The following is a 15,251-nucleotide window of genomic DNA, read 5'->3' on the forward strand; positions in this document are numbered from 1 at the left end:
CCGCCTGTGGCCGGGCCCGGGGCGCAGGTCCCGGGCCCGGCCACAGGCGGTGTTCACCCCGCGCGCAGCCTCGCCCGCGCCTCCATGAGGGCGAAGCCCAGCAGATTCAGCCCCCGCCAGGACGCCGGGTCCGCGGTGCGCGGATCGTCCTTGGCGAGGCCGATGCCCCATATACGGTCCATGGGGCTCGCCTCGACGAGCACCCGATCGCCGGTGCCCAGCAGGTACGCGCGGAGCGCCGGGTCCTGCCCGAACTTGTGCACGCTGCCCGCGGCGACCAGAGCGAACCGCTCCCGCTCCCACACGGCGTCGTCGAAGCCCTCGACCAGTCGGCCGACCTTCTTCGCCGCCGCCGGGCTGCTCGCCGCCACGGCCCGGGCCTCCGCCTCCGCGTCCCCGAAGAGCCGCGCCTTGCCGGCCATCATCCAGTGCTCCGCCGAGGCGTAGGTCACCGAATCGACCGTGAAGGGCGCCGGCCACCACTGGCTGAGGCAGCTCTCCCCCAGCCTGCCGTCCGGGCGGGGCCGATGCCCCCAGAACGGCAGGTACTTCACGTTCTCCCCGCGGGCCGTGCGCGCCAGGAGACCGCCCATGTGTTCCTGTTCCATGCCTGCCGAGTCTGGCATCCGCCACTGACAACCGGTCGAGGGTTTTCCGCATGTGCAGGACACATCGTCGACAGATTCCGTCGCGTAACCAAAAGGAAACAACGGAATCACTTGTTGGTGGAGGGTCCCTCTGTCAGGATCGGCACTCAATTCGACGAGGAGCTACGCCGGTGCTGGTCACGGGGCAGCGGAGGAGAGCGTCATGGGCAACGGCTTCCAGGTGCAGGACCGCTTCGCCGGCGGTGCGCAGTACATCGGCGGACGACTGCGGCCCGGCACATCGGGACGCCACCAGGACGTGATCGACCCCGCCACCGGAAAATCGGTACTGCGTTACGAACTGGCGGGCGCCGACGACGTCGACGCCGCCGTGGCCGCCGCCCGTGAGGCGTTCCCCGGCTGGTCGGGGCTCACCCCGGCCGAGCGGTCGGAGGCGCTGCACCGCTTCGCCGTCGTACTCGCCGGGCAGGCCGAGGACCTCGCCCACGCCGAATCGCTGCAGTGCGGCAAGCCCGTCAAGCTCTCCACCGAGTTCGACGTGCCCGGCACGGTCGACAACACCGCGTTCTTCGCCGGCGCCGCCCGCCACCTGGAGGGGAGGTCGGCCGCCGAGTACAGCGGCGACCACACCTCCTACGTACGCCGCGAGGCACTCGGGGTCATCGGCTCGATCGCGCCCTGGAACTACCCGCTCCAGATGGCGGCCTGGAAGATCCTCCCGGCCGTCGCCGCGGGCAACACCATCGTGCTGAAGCCCGCCGAGATCACACCCCTGACCTCGCTGATGTTCGCGCAGGCGGCCACGGAGGCCGGCCTCCCCGACGGCGTGATCAACATCGTCTCCGGTGCCGGCCGGGACGCGGGTGAACACCTCGTGAGCCACCCCGACGTCGTGATGACCTCCTTCACCGGATCCACCGCCGTCGGCAAACGGGTCGCCGCGCTCGCCGCCTCCACAGTCAAGCGGCTGCACCTGGAACTCGGCGGCAAGGCGCCCTTCCTGGTCTTCGACGACGCCGACCTCGACGCCGCGGTCCAGGGGGCGGTCGCCGCCTCCCTCATCAACACCGGCCAGGACTGCACGGCCGCGACCCGCGCCTACGTCCAGCGCCCCCTCCACGACGCGTTCGTGAGCCGGGTCGCCGACCTGATGGACAGGGTGCGGCTGGGCGACCCCTTCGACCCGTCGACCGACCTCGGCCCGCTGATCAGCCATCAGCAGCGAGACCGCGTCGCCGGCTTCGTCGAACGGGCCCGCGCCTACGCCACCGTCGTCACCGGCGGCGAGGCACCCGGAGGCGCACTCACCGACGGGGCCTACTACCGGCCGACCCTGATCACGGGCGCCGCCCAGGACAGCGAGGTCGTCACCTCGGAGATCTTCGGCCCCGTCCTGGTCGTCCTGCCCTTCGACACCGACGACGAGGGAATCCGCCTCGCCAACGACACCCCGTACGGACTGGCCGCCTCCGCCTGGAGCACCGGTCTGTACCGGGCCAACCGCGCCACCCGTGAACTCAGGGCGGGCTGCGTGTGGATCAACGACCACATCCCCATCATCAGCGAGATGCCGCACGGCGGGTACGGGGCCAGCGGCTTCGGCAAGGACATGTCGTCCTACTCCTTCGAGGAGTACACGCAGGTCAAGCACGTCATGTACGACAACACCGCGGTGGCACGCAAGGACTGGCACCGCACCGTCTTCGGGGACCGATAGCAGCGGCCGCCGGCCGGCGGCCCCACCCACCCGGAAGGGCACACGCGTATGGAGCAGCACGAGCCCGGGCGCCTCTCCGCGCCGCAGCTGGCAGCCATGAGGCGCAGCCTCACCCACGGCAGGGGAGCCCTCACCCGCCGCTCCCTACTCCGGGCGTCGGGCACGGCGGCCCTCGCGCTCGGCGGCCTCGGGGCGCTGACCGCGTGCGGCATCCCGCCCGCCGGACGCGAAGGGGAGGCCCCGGCCTCCGACGACCACTCGGCGGCGGAGAAGCAGATCAACTTCTCCAACTGGACCGAGTACATGGACGTCGGCGAGGACGAGAAGAGCCGTCCGACCCTGGAGGCGTTCACGAAACGCACCGGGATCGAGGTCAAGTACACCGAGGACATCAACGACAACGTCGAGTTCTTCGGGAAGATCAAACCGCAGCTGGCCGCGGGCCAGGACACCGGCCGTGACCTGATCATCGTCACGGACTGGCTGGCCGCGCGCATCATCCGGCTCGGCTGGGCGCAGAAGCTCGACCACGCGAACCTCCCGCACGCCTTCGCGAACCTGTCGGCCCAGTTCCGTACGCCCGACTGGGACCCGGGGCGCGCCCACTCCTATCCGTGGACCGGCATCCCCACCGTCATCGCCTACAACGAGAAGGCGACCGGAGGCCGGAAGGTCGACTCCGTCACCCAGCTGCTCGACGACCCCCGTCTCAAGGGGAAGGTCTCGTTCCTGTCGGAGATGCGCGACTCGGTCGGCATGACGCTCCTCGACATGGGGAAGGACCCGGCGTCGTTCACGGACGCCGACTACGACGCCGCCATCGGCCGGATGCGGAAGGGCGTCGACAGGAAGCAGATACGCCGGTTCACGGGCAACGACTACACCGCGGACCTGAGCAAGGGCGACATCGCGGCCTGTGTGGCCTGGGCGGGGGACATCATCCAGCTCCAGGCGGACAACCCGGCGATCAAGTTCTCCATCCCGTCCGCCGGTTACATCACGTCGAGCGACAACATGCTGATCCCGGCCGGGGCCCGGCACAAGACCAACGCCGAGAAGCTCATGGACCACTACTACGAGCTTCCGGTCGCCGCCCAGCTCGCCGCCTACATCAACTACGTCTGCCCGGTGGACGGCGTCGCCGGTGAGCTCGCGAAGATCGACCCGTCGATGGCGTCCAACACGCTGATCCTCCCCGACAAGGCGATGGCCGCGAAGTCGCACGCCTTCCGCTCCCTCAGCTCCGCGGAGGAGACGGCGTACGAGGAGAAGTTCGCCGATCTCATCGGGGCCTGACCGGCCCGTCCCCTTCCCGAACTCCTCCGACACCACTGGGACCGCGACCCATGACACAACAGCAGACAGCGGGCGGCGACGTCCGTCTCACCGGGCTCAGCAAGACCTACGGCTCCTTCACCGCAGTCCGCCCCCTCGACCTCACCGTCCCGCAGGGCTCGTTCTTCGCCCTGCTCGGCGCGTCCGGCTGCGGCAAGACCACCACCCTGCGCATGATCGCGGGGCTGGAGGACGCCACCACCGGCACGGTCTCGCTCGGCGGCCGCGACATCACCGGCCTGCCCCCGCACAAGCGGCCCGTCAACACCGTCTTCCAGAGCTACGCGCTCTTCCCGCACCTCGACGTCAGCGAGAACATCGCCTTCGGGCTGCGTCGCCGCGGCATCAAGTCCGTGAAGAAGCAGGTCGGCGAGATGCTGGAGCTCGTCCAGCTCGGCGACTTCGCCCACCGCAAGCCGCACCGGCTCTCCGGCGGCCAGCAGCAACGCGTCGCCGTGGCCCGGGCGCTCATCAACCACCCCCAGGTCCTCCTCCTCGACGAGCCGCTCGGCGCCCTCGACCTCAAACTGCGCCGCCGGATGCAGCTCGAACTCAAGCGGATCCAGACCGAGGTCGGCATCACGTTCATCCACGTCACCCACGACCAGGAGGAGGCCATGACCATGGCCGACACCGTCGCGGTGATGAACGGCGGCCGGGTCGAACAGCTCGGTGCACCCGCCGAGCTGTACGAGAACCCCCGGACCACCTTCGTCGCGAACTTCCTCGGCACCTCCAACCTCATCGAGGGCGAGATCGTCTCCGGCGGGGCGGACGTCGTCGTCTCGGCCGGAGGAGGAACGCTCAGGCTGCCCGGCGGGCGCTGCGCGTCCCCTGCGGCGAGCGGGGGGAAGCTGCTCGTGGGTGTCCGTCCCGAGAAGATCACCCTCACCCACACCGACGACACCGCCGCGATACCCGACGGCCGCAACCGGGTCACCGGCCGCATCACCGACTCCAGCTTCATCGGCGTCTCCACGCAGTACGTCGTCGAGAGCCCGGCCGGCACGGCGCTCCAGGTCTACGAGCAGAACATCGAGCGCGACAGCCGCCTGGTCCCCGGTGCGGAGGTCGTCCTCCACTGGAACCCCGAGCACACCTTCGGGCTCGACGCGGCCCAGTCCATCAACGCCGGTGCCGCCGACGCGGACGGCGTGGAGGAAGCGGCGTGAGCGTCACCGAGGCGCCACCGGCGCCCCCCGCGAAGGCCGAGGTCCGCACGCCGTCCACCCGTAGGCGTCTCGTCCCCTACTGGCTGCTGCTCCCCGGCATCCTGTGGCTGCTCGTCTTCTTCGCGCTGCCGATGGTCTACCAGGCGTCGACCTCCGTGCAGACAGGGTCCCTGGAGAAGGGCTTCGAGGTCACCTGGCACTTCCGGACGTACTGGGACGCCCTCGCCGACTACTACCCGCAGTTCGTCCGGTCGCTCCTCTACGCGGGCACCGCCACGCTCCTGTGCCTGCTGCTCGGCTACCCGCTCGCCTATTTGATCGCCTTCAAGGCGGGCCGCTGGCGCAACCTGGTGCTCGTGCTGGTCGTCGCGCCGTTCTTCACCAGCTTCCTGATCCGCACGCTGGCCTGGAAGACGATCCTCGCGGACGGCGGCGCGGTCGTCGGCATGCTGGACACCCTGCACGTCCTGGACGTCACCGCCTGGCTCGGCTGGACCGAGAACAACCGGGTCCTGGCCACCCCCATGGCAGTCGTCTGCGGTCTGACGTACAACTTCCTGCCGTTCATGATCCTGCCGCTCTACACCTCGCTGGAACGGATCGACGGCCGGCTGCACGAGGCCGCGGGCGATCTGTACGCCACCCCCGCCACCACCTTCCGCAAGGTGACGCTGCCGCTCTCCATGCCCGGGGTCGTCTCCGGCACCCTGCTGACGTTCATCCCGGCCAGCGGCGACTACGTCAACGCCGAACTCCTCGGCTCCACCGACACCAAGATGGTCGGCAGCGTCATCCAGAGCCAGTTCCTGCGGGTCCTGGACTACCCGACGGCCGCCGCGCTCTCGTTCATCCTCATGGCGGTCGTCCTGTTCGTGGTCACCGTCCACATCCGCCGCTCCGGGACGGAGGACCTGGTCTGATGCCCCTGCTCCGTCTGCTCCGCCGGAACCTGGTCGTGATCGCGGGTCTGCTGACCCTCGCCTACATGGTCCTGCCCAACGTCGTCGTCATGGTCTTCTCCTTCAACCGGCCGAGGGGACGCTTCAACTACGCCTGGCAGGAGTTCTCCCTGGACGCCTGGAAGGACCCCTGCGGCGTCGCCGACCTGTGCGGATCGCTCTCGATCTCCCTGCGCATCGCCTTCTGGGCGACCCTCGGCGCGACCGTGCTCGGCACGATGATCGCCTTCGCGCTGGTCCGCTACCGCTTCCGGGCGCGCGGCGCGGTCAACTCGCTCATCTTCCTGCCGATGGCGATGCCCGAGGTCGTCATGGCCGCCTCGCTGCTCACGCTCTTCCTCAACATGGGCGCCCGACTGGGCTTCTGGACCGTGCTGATCGCCCACATCATGTTCTGTCTCAGCTTCGTGGTGACAGCCGTCAAGGCACGCGTGATGTCGATGGACCCGAGGCTGGAGGAGGCCGCCCGCGACCTGTACGCGGGACCCGTGCAGACGTTCCTGCGGGTGACCCTCCCGATCGCCGCTCCGGGGATCGCCGCGGGCGCGCTGCTCGCTTTCGCGCTCTCCTTCGACGACTTCATCATCACCAACTTCAACGCGGGCTCCACCGTGACCTTCCCCATGTTCGTCTGGGGCTCGGCGCAGCGTGGAACGCCTGTGCAGATCAACGTCATCGGTACCGCCATGTTCGTCCTCGCCGTGGCGGTGGTCCTCGCCGGCCGGCTCGTCGCGAACCGGCGCAGGAGCAACGCGGGAAAGTAGCACTCGAAGGAGTTGGGAACCATGGCCCCGGACGCCATGCGCACGGCCGCACACTCACTCTCCGACGCCCGTCCCCTGGCGTACTGGCTCGACGACCCGGGAAGGCCCGCCGCCCTTCCCGCACTCACCGGCGACGTACGGTGCGACCTGCTCGTCGTCGGCGGCGGCTACAGCGGGCTGTGGACCGCGCTGCTCGCCAAGGAACGGGACCCCGGGCGCGATGTCGTCCTGATCGAGGGCCAGGAGGTGGGCTGGGCCGCCTCGGGCCGCAACGGCGGATTCTGCGCGGCCTCGCTGACCCACGGCCTGGCCAACGGTCTGGAGCGCTGGCCTGACGAGATCGGGACGCTGGAGGAACTGGGCGCGCGGAACCTCGACGCCATCGAGGCGGCCGTGGCCCGCTACTCCCTCGACTGCGACTTCGAGCGCACCGGCGAGATCGATGTCGCCACCCAGCCCCACCAGCTCGACGAGCTGCGGGAGTGGCACCGCAGGACCGAGGAGCTCGGACTGGGCGGCCTCGAGTTCCTGGACCGGGAGCAGGTGCGTTCCCATGTCGACTCACCGACCTTCCTGGGCGGTCTGCTGGACCGGAGTGGCGTCGCCATGCTGCATCCGGCGAAGCTCGCCTGGGGGCTCAAGGCCGCGTGCCTCGGTCTCGGTGTGCGGGTCCACGAGCACACCCCCGGCCTGGAGATCGCCCGCTCGGGGACCGGGGTGGCGGTGCGCACCCCGTACGGCAGGGTGTTCGCCCGGGACGTCGCCCTCGGCACGAACGTCTTCCCGTCGCTGGTGAGACGGGTGCGCCCGTACACGGTCCCGGTGTACGACTACGCGCTGATGACGGAGCCCCTGAGCGCGGATCAGCTCGCCTCGGTCGGCTGGCACGGCCGCCAGGGGCTGGGGGACAGCGCCAACCAGTTCCACTACTTCCGTCTCTCCGCCGACAACCGGATCCTGTGGGGCGGGTACGACGCCGTCTACCCCTACGGCGGCCGGCTGGATCCCTCGCTGGACCAGCGGCCGGAGACCTTCCTGAAGCTCGCCGGACAGTTCTTCGCGTGCTTCCCCCAGCTGTCCGGCGTGCGCTTCAGCCATGCCTGGGGCGGGGCGATCGACACGTGCTCCCGATTCTCCGCGTTCTTCGGTACGGCCCGTCGCGGCCGGGTCGCGTACGCCGCCGGATACACCGGCCTGGGTGTCGGAGCCACGCGCTTCGGCGCCGAGGTCATGCTCGACCTGCTGTCGGGCCGGGAGACCGAGCGGACCTCGCTCGCCATGGTCCGCTCCAAGCCGATGCCCTTCCCGCCCGAGCCGTTCGCGTGGGCCGGGATCGAGCTCACCAAGAGGTCCCTCGCCCGGGCCGACAGCCATGGCGGACACCGCGATCTGTGGCTGCGGTCCATGGACCGGCTGGGGCTCGGCTTCGACAGCTGAGCCCGTGACCCAGCTCACCTGCGGTCGGTGGCCGAACCCGCGTCATGATCCGGTCCGGGTCCTCTCTCTCCTGTGAACGCACCGGCAGGTCCCTGCCGGTGCCCACACGGAGAGGGAGGAAGTCCATGACCGGCACGGGGGCGGAAGCCGCGGTCGTATGGCTCGCATCGGTGGCATCGGATCCGGTTGCCTGCCGGAGGGAATGGCGGCGCGACCCCCAGGGGATGGCGCTGCTTCCCGCCGGGAAGCGCTGGGACGTGCTGCTCGTCCCGGGGGAGCTCGCGTACCCGACGCTCGACGTGCTCACCCGGCTCCTCGACAGGCCGGGGCCCGTTCTCGCGGACTTCGGGGAGTCCCGGATGGGCTTCTTCGTGGCCCCGGGTACGGCGGCCCGCTGGGTCGGCACCGGCATCCGCGGGGTCGGGGAGGGGACCTGGATCGTCGTCCCCCGGCCGGGCAGCACCGTGGGCGGGGTGCGCTGGCTGATCCCGCCGGACGGCTCGGGCACGCTCACCGACGAGGCCCTCCTGGAGCTGGCCCTGCACGAGGCCGCGGCTGCCCGGGGTGCGCGGGGCGGGGGGTGAGACGGCCCGGCCCCCGCCGCCCCCGGCCACTACTCCGGCGGCCGGCCGCTCCTGGTGCCCGCCCGCAGCGCGAGCAGAAGCACCCCGCCGACGCACCAGCCGGCCACCACGTCCAGCGGCCAGTGGTAGCCGCGCAGCACCAGACCGACGCTCGTCGCCGCCGTCAGCACGACGGCGGCAACAGGCGTCACCCACGATCGCTTCGGATACGGGGCCAGCAGCAGCGCCGCGGCCCCGTACGCCACCATCGCCGTGGTCGTGTGCCCCGAGGGGTAGTAGCCCGTCGCGTCGGTCAGCGGCCCCTGACGGTCCGTCCAGAGCTTGAGCGGGACGACGAGCGCCGGAACGGCCGCCATGGTCAGCGCGGCGTACACCGCCGTGCGCCGGGCTCGCCGGAACCAGGCGACGACCACGGCGCACGCCAGCACCGGAAGGGCGACCTGCGTGTTGCCGAGATCGGCGAAGAGCTCCGCGAGCGGGGCGGGACCGCGTCCCGCCAGCTCCAGGCCGAGCCGTTCGTCGGGATTCAGCAGCGGGCCGTCGGCCAGCACCTGCCAGGTGATCACGAGGAGCAGCGCCAGGAGCGCTCCGGCGACGGAAACGAGAAGAACCGGCCACCGGGGAACAGGGGGGATTGTTCCGAGGTGGCCGGTCGGATCGGTTTGCCGCGTGTCCCGGGGGGTGTGGGACGAGCGGCCATCCGATCGGTGAGGAGTCCCGGAGCCCGAGGCTCCAGCGGTGTGCGCGATGGCACGGCCGGGACGGCGCTGGGGGAGCCCCGGCCCGGCATCACCCGCAGTCCCCTGCGGGCGGGGTGTTTCTCTCATCTGGGAAAACCGTACGTCAGGGGAGGGAGGCGCCGGAAGTGACAACGGTATCCCGCCATCGCCCCCGCACACCTTCTTCACACGCCTCCACCCGCACCGGGGTGGTTCGCACGGGTCTTCGCACCCGTCAGAGCTGTGCGAACGCCTGCTCGATGATGTCCAGGCCCTCGTTCAGCAGGTCCTCACCGATGACGAGCGGCGGCAGGAAGCGCAGGACGTTGCCGTAGGTGCCGCAGGTCAGGACCAGCAGCCCCTCGGCGTGGCAGGCCTTGGCGAGCGCCGCCGCTGCGGCGGCGTCGGGGTCCTTCGTGCCGGACTTCACCAGCTCGATCGCGATCATGGCGCCCCGGCCTCGGATGTCCCCGATGATGTCGCCGTTCGGGAGCTTCGCCCGCATCTCGGCGAGGCGGCCCTTCATGACCTCCTCGATGCGCCTGGCCTTGCCGTTCAGGTCCAGCTCGCGCATCGTCTCGATGGCGCCGAGCGCGCCCGCGCAGGCCACCGGGTTCCCGCCGTACGTCCCCCCGAGGCCGCCGGCGTGGGCCGCGTCCATGATCTCGGCGCGGCCGGTGACCGCGGAGAGCGGGAGGCCGCCCGCGATGCCCTTGGCCGTGGTGATCAGGTCGGGCACGATGCCCTCGTCCTCGCAGGCGAACCACTGGCCGGTGCGGCAGAAGCCCGACTGGATCTCGTCCGCGACGAAGACGATGCCGTTGTCCTCGGCGAACCGCGCGATCGCCGGCAGGAAGCCCTTGGCCGGCTCGATGAAGCCGCCCTCGCCGAGCACCGGCTCGATGATGATCGCGGCGACGTTGTCCGCGCCGATCTGCTTGGTGATCTCGTCGATGGCCTGCGCGGACGCCTCGGCACCGGCGTTCTCCGCGCCGGTCGGCCAGCGGTAGCCGTACGCCACCGGCACGCGGTACACCTCGGGCGCGAACGGACCGAAGCCCTGCTTGTACGGCATGTTCTTCGCCGTCAGCGCCATCGTGAGGTTCGTCCGGCCGTGGTAGCCGTGGTCGAAGACGACGACCGCGGTGCGCTTGGTCCAGGCGCGGGCGATCTTCACCGCGTTCTCGACGGCCTCGGCACCCGAGTTGAACAGCGCCGACTTCTTGGCGTGGTCACCCGGCGTCAGCTCGGCGAGCTGCTCGCAGACCTCGACGTATCCCTCGTACGGCGTGACCATGAAACAGGTGTGCGTGAAGTCGGCGAGCTGCGCCGACGCGCGGCGTACGACGGCCTCGGCGGAGGCGCCCACCGAGGTCACGGCGATACCGGAACCGAAGTCGATCAGCCGGTTGCCGTCCACGTCCTCGATGATTCCGCCGCCCGCCCGCGCGGTGAAGACCGGCAGGGTGGAGCCCACGCCTGCGGCGACCGCCGCGAGACGGCGGGCCTGCAGCTCCGCCGACTTCGGGCCGGGGATGGCGGTGACGAGGCGGCGCTCCTGCGGGATGTCGGACATGAGGGGCTCCTCGGGGTGTTCCGGACGCTTCTGTCCCTGCAGGCTAGGGGCGGTCGCGGGCGGCGGTCATGCTCCGATCGGGAGTGGTGGGGACGTGTCCTTGTCCGTGACGGACAGAAGCCCCGCCCGGTCTCCGCACGAGCCCTCGACGGGCCATCCGCCCGCATGGCTGAACTCCCCGTGCCCGGGCACTAGATTGGCCGGTGCAGAAGGCGGGACCTGGCTGGTCAGGGGGCAGCACTTCATGGACACCGAAGGCACGTACGACGCACGGGGCACGGGCGCGGACCGGGTGCCCCGCCCTGCCGGGCCACCGCCCGCCGCGCCACCGCCTCCCACGTACGCCCCGGGCCCCCGGCGCCCACCGGAGGGCGACACCGGGGTCGAGGCATGGCTGCGCACCCCGCGCCCCGTGCGGGAACCAGGCGTGTGGCGCTACGGGCACACCCCGCGCCCGCCCGAGAAGCCCGAGGGGGTGTCCGACCGCTCGTTGCTGGTCGGGGTGCTCATCTCCGTACTCAGCGGACTGCTCCTGTGGTCGCTCTGGCGCAACGGGTACATCCCCTACAGGCTCGTCCCGCTGAAGCTGTTCACCCCCGGCGACTGGTGGTACGCCGGTACGTTCGGCGGGCCCCGCACGATCGAGGGAACCGACGCGCTCACGGTCTACGAGGCCGTCCTCTTCGGGCTCCTGGTCTACGGCTGCGGACGCCTGGGCAACTGGTCCGAGATCTTCCGGCGCCACGTCGCGGGGCGGGGGCAGCCCTTCCTCGGACTGGCCGCCGCCGCCGGCGGGGCCCTGGCCCAGCTCCTCGTGTGGAAGGACGGCGTGCCGGTCGTCCGGCCGGTGCTGATCCTCGTCGCCTCGGTCGCGGGCGGCGAGATCTACCAGAGCCAGACCGTCGTCAACGTGATCTACATCCTGATCGCCCTCGGGGTGCTCTGGCCGTTCGCCCGCCTCGGCCGCTGGCGCGCGCTCGTCGCCGACCGGTTCGGCAAGGGCGCCGCCGAGGGCCAGGCCCCTGCCGCGGCCCCGGACGCCCCCACCCCCGAACAGTGGCCGGAGCTCCGTGCGGCGGGGCGGACGGACGCCGCCGAGGCACTCACCGCCGAGGTGCGCACAGGCCGGATGAACGACGTCGACGTCGCCCGCCTGCGCCACGCCTGGAGCGTCGGCAGGGGCGACCCGGAGCGCCTCGCCGCCCTCACCGAGGCCGTCCTGCGCGCCGGCGGTGCCGCCGCGCTCCACCCCTCGGGCGCCCGTGACCTGCCGCGCCGGAACGCCCGTCACGACCTGCTCACCGGCCAGGTGCGGGTCGGCAGCTGCGCCGACGACCCGCACAACCCGTACGCCCGACGCGGCTCGGGCATGGCCCTGGAACCCGCCCTGCTGGGCACCTCGCTGCTGGCGGTCGGCCCGCCCGGCGCGGGCAAGTCCGCCCGGCTGGTGCGGCCGGTCGTCGAGTCGCTCGCCCTGCAGGCACTCGCCGGCCGGGCCGCGGTGCTCGCCGTCGGTGCCGCCGGCGGCGAGCTCGGTCCGGACGACGCGTTCGACGTCGTCGTACGCATCGGCGACCCCACCTCCGTGCACGACTTCGACCTGTACGGCGGCACGACCGACCCCGACGAGGCCGCGAGCGTCCTCGCCGAGGGACTGGTCGGCGATGTGACCCACCTGGACAGCAGGCGCGCCGCCACCGTGCTCGCCCAGCTGCTCGGCCCCTTCCGCGCCGTCCACGGGCACTTCCCCGGAGTACCCGCGCTCCGGGAACTCCTGGACGGGGACCTCGCCGCGATCGACGAGCTGAGGGAGGCCCTGGGGTCAGGAGGCCACCAGGCCATGCTGCGCGAGCTCGACGCCCGTACCCGGCAGAGGGGCGGAGCCGGGGACCCCGGGCCCGTGCTCGCCGACCGGATCGCCCTGCTCGACCGGCCCGCGTTCGCGCCGTTCTTCGCCACCGGCGAGGAGGCCCGGCCCTTCTCGCTGCGCTCCCTCGAACACCTGCCGCTCCGGGTCAGGATCGACCTCCCGGAGCGGGCGCACGCCGAGGCCTCGCGGCTGCTCGCCCGGCTCGTCCTCGCCCAGTTCACGGCGATCGCGGCCGCCCGCACCGACCGGACGCTCTTCGTCTGCCTGGTCCTGGACGACGCCACGCACACCGTCACCGCCGAGACCGTCCGGGGCGTCAGGAGGCTGCGGTCGGTCAACGCGGGAGCGGTCCTGACGCTGCGCACCGTCGACGACGTCCCCGAGGGGCTGCACACCCCGCTGCTCGGCGCCGTCGGCTGCCGCATGGCGTTCAGCGGGATCACCACCTGGGACGGCAAGCGCTTCGCCGAGGCCTGGGGCAAGGAGTGGGTGGAGACCCGGGAGGTCGCCCAGCACGCGGTCTTCGCGGACCAGCCGTTCACCCGCGCCCTGCACGGACTGCGCAAGCTCGTCACCGGCAAGGCCGTGACCAGGGACGCCGTGACCGTGCGGCAGGTCGAGCGGGAGCGCTGGTCCGCGTCGGAGCTCGCGTACCAGCTCCCCGCGGGGCACGCGGTCCTGTCGCTCACGACCGTGGAGGGTGAGCACGCGCCCCCGCTCCTGGTCGAGCTGGGGGGCTGAACGCGAGGTTACGAGGACCCTGCCGCCCTGGCAGAATCGATTGCGGCCGTCTGTACGGGACGGCGCAATCGACTCCCAGAGGTCCGGCGGTCCATGCCCCCTACTCTCGCCTCGCTCGTCCAGCACTCGGCACTCAAGCTCACCGTCCGGGCGGGCGCCGACCGGCTCGGCACGCCCGTGCGGTGGGCGCACGCCAGCGAGCTCGCCGACCCCGTCCCGTACATGGAGGGCGGTGAGCTGCTCCTCGTCACCGCGACGAACCTCGACGCCCGGGACCCGGCGACGATGCGCCGGTACGTGCAGCGGCTGGTCGGCGCCGGCGTCGCGGGGATCGGCTTCGGCGTCGGTGTCACCTACGAGGAGATCCCCCCGGCCCTGGTGGACGCCGCCGAGGAAGCCGGGCTGCCGCTCCTGGAGGTCCCCCGGCGCACGCCGTTCCTCGCCATCAGCAAGGCGGTGTCCGCGGCGATCGCCGCCGACCAGTACCGCTCGGTCACGGCCGGCTTCGAGGCCCAGCGGGAACTGACCCGTGCCGCCGTCGCCGGCGACGGCCCCGCGGAGCTGCTCACCCGTCTCGCCGCGCACGTCGACGGATGGGCCGCGCTCTACGACTCCGCGGGCGCCGTCGTCGCCGCCGCGCCCGACTGGGCCGCCCGGCGCGCCGCCCGGCTCACCCCCGAGGTGGAGCGGCTGCGGGACCGCCCCGCCCCGGCCAGCGTGGTCGTCGGCGACAGCGACGGCGACGACCGGGTCGAGCTCCAGTCCCTGGGCGCCGGCCGCAGGAACCGGGGTGCGCTGGCTGTCGGCACGGGGGCGGCGCTCGGTACGGCCGAGCGTTACGCGGTGCACTCCGCGGTCGCCCTGCTGACCCTGACCACGGCCCGCTCCCGCGCGCTCCAGGGCGCGGAGCAGCGCCTCGGCGCGGCGGTCCTGCGCATGCTGCTGGCGGGGGAGTCCGACCACGCCCGGGCCGTCGCCGGGGACCTGTACGGCGGGCTGCTCGACGCTCCCTTCCGGCTGCTGATCGCCGAGGCGCCGGCCCCGCCCGGGACGGATCCGCTCGCCGAGACGATGGAGGCCGCCGCCTCCCGCTCGGGCGAGGCCCTGCTGATGGTGCCCGAGGGGGAACGCCTCGTGGTGCTGGCCGTGGACGGCGGGGCGGTGGTCGAGGCCTGTGCGCGGCACGCCAGGGCCGCGGAGGACCGTCCCGCGCGTGAGCCGGGCTCCGACGAGGCCGAGGCGGTCGTCGGCATGTCCGCTCCCTGCGGGCCGATAGCCGTCTCCGCCGCGTACAAGCAGGCCGAGCAGGCGCTCTCGGTCGCCCGCCGCCGGGGCAGGGTCCTGGTCGAGCACGAGGAGCTCGCGGCCGGCTCCGTCCTGCCGCTCCTCGCCGACGACGCCGTACGCGCCTTCGCCGACGGGATGCTGCGGCCGCTGCGCGAACACGACGCGAAGGGGCGGGGCGACCTGGCGGCCTCCCTGCGGGCCTGGCTCTCCCGGCACGGCCAGTGGGACGCCGCCGCCGCCGACCTGGGCGTCCACCGCCACACCCTGCGCTACCGGATGCGGCGGGTCGAGGAGATCCTGGGCCGCTCGCTGGACGACCCCGACGTCCGGATGGAGCTGTGGCTTGCCCTCAAGACGACGGCCGCCTCCTCGGGGACGCAGTAGGGCGTCCGCCGGCTCCGACAATCCGGCGCACCCCGCCCCCGCTCCACTCCACGGCGGACAAACCTCATCCGTGCCGGGGCGCCCTACGGTGGGGCGGA

General features: G+C 72.1%; 12 protein-coding genes. 9 read left to right on the plus strand and 3 right to left on the minus strand.

Going from position 1 to position 15,251, the window contains the following annotated elements:
• Nucleotides 1–53: 53 nt before the first annotated feature.
• Complete coding sequence (gene ybiA / locus ABT001_RS13570) at nucleotides 54–593, minus strand: riboflavin biosynthesis intermediates N-glycosidase (protein WP_351276385.1); 540 nt, start codon at nucleotides 591–593, stop codon at nucleotides 54–56.
• A gap of 217 nt (nucleotides 594–810) precedes the next feature.
• On the opposite strand from ybiA, the gene ABT001_RS13575 reads away from it, so the two are divergent.
• The 7 genes from ABT001_RS13575 to ABT001_RS13605 all read left to right on the plus strand — a co-directional run bounded on the left by ABT001_RS13575 (nucleotide 811) and on the right by ABT001_RS13605 (nucleotide 8,576).
• Entirely contained in the window at nucleotides 811–2,325 is a 1,515-nt protein-coding gene (locus ABT001_RS13575) for a gamma-aminobutyraldehyde dehydrogenase (RefSeq protein ID WP_351276251.1), read from the plus strand.
• Between the two features lie 48 nt (nucleotides 2,326–2,373).
• On the plus strand, nucleotides 2,374–3,621 hold the full coding sequence (locus tag ABT001_RS13580; protein WP_351276253.1) for a polyamine ABC transporter substrate-binding protein: 1,248 nt from the start codon (nucleotides 2,374–2,376) through the stop codon (nucleotides 3,619–3,621).
• A 50-nt stretch (nucleotides 3,622–3,671) separates the two neighbouring features.
• Nucleotides 3,672–4,832 carry an ABC transporter ATP-binding protein gene (locus ABT001_RS13585; RefSeq protein WP_351276255.1) on the plus strand — a complete coding sequence of 387 codons (1,161 nt, stop codon included), beginning with the start codon at nucleotides 3,672–3,674 and terminating at the stop codon, nucleotides 4,830–4,832.
• Nucleotides 4,829–5,752, plus strand: coding sequence for an ABC transporter permease (locus tag ABT001_RS13590; RefSeq protein WP_351276257.1), 924 nt, complete (start codon nucleotides 4,829–4,831; stop codon nucleotides 5,750–5,752). Before ABT001_RS13585 ends, ABT001_RS13590 begins: the two co-directional genes overlap by 4 nt.
• Nucleotides 5,752–6,555: an ABC transporter permease gene (locus ABT001_RS13595; RefSeq protein WP_351276259.1), complete on the plus strand. Its 804-nt coding sequence runs from the start codon at nucleotides 5,752–5,754 to the stop codon at nucleotides 6,553–6,555. The genes ABT001_RS13590 and ABT001_RS13595 overlap by 1 nt, the downstream gene beginning before the upstream one ends.
• A 21-nt stretch (nucleotides 6,556–6,576) precedes the next feature.
• A complete protein-coding gene (locus ABT001_RS13600) occupies nucleotides 6,577–7,992 on the plus strand; it encodes an NAD(P)/FAD-dependent oxidoreductase (protein WP_351276261.1) in 1,416 nt (471 codons plus the stop codon).
• Between the two features lie 125 nt (nucleotides 7,993–8,117).
• Nucleotides 8,118–8,576, plus strand: a complete 459-nt coding sequence (locus ABT001_RS13605; protein ID WP_351276263.1) for a hypothetical protein — start codon at nucleotides 8,118–8,120, stop codon at nucleotides 8,574–8,576.
• Between the two features lie 29 nt (nucleotides 8,577–8,605).
• Here the strand turns inward: ABT001_RS13605 and ABT001_RS13610 are convergent, their stop codons facing one another.
• Entirely contained in the window at nucleotides 8,606–9,403 is a 798-nt protein-coding gene (locus ABT001_RS13610) for a phosphatase PAP2 family protein (RefSeq protein WP_351276265.1), read from the minus strand.
• A 127-nt stretch (nucleotides 9,404–9,530) separates the two neighbouring features.
• A complete protein-coding gene (gene gabT, locus ABT001_RS13615) occupies nucleotides 9,531–10,871 on the minus strand; it encodes a 4-aminobutyrate--2-oxoglutarate transaminase (RefSeq protein ID WP_351276267.1) in 1,341 nt (446 codons plus the stop codon).
• Nucleotides 10,872–11,115: 244 nt separating this feature from the next.
• On the opposite strand from gabT, the gene ABT001_RS13620 reads away from it, so the two are divergent.
• The gene (locus tag ABT001_RS13620) at nucleotides 11,116–13,482 is read left to right on the plus strand and encodes an ATP/GTP-binding protein (protein WP_351276269.1); all 2,367 of its coding nucleotides are present in this window, start codon (nucleotides 11,116–11,118) and stop codon (nucleotides 13,480–13,482) included.
• Between the two features lie 93 nt (nucleotides 13,483–13,575).
• On the plus strand, nucleotides 13,576–15,153 hold the full coding sequence (locus ABT001_RS13625; protein ID WP_351276271.1) for a PucR family transcriptional regulator: 1,578 nt from the start codon (nucleotides 13,576–13,578) through the stop codon (nucleotides 15,151–15,153).
• The last annotated feature ends 98 nt before the right edge of the window (nucleotides 15,154–15,251 follow it).

Source organism: Streptomyces sp. NPDC002793 (genome assembly GCF_040295485.1).
Classification (GTDB): Bacteria; Actinomycetota; Actinomycetes; order Streptomycetales; family Streptomycetaceae; genus Streptomyces.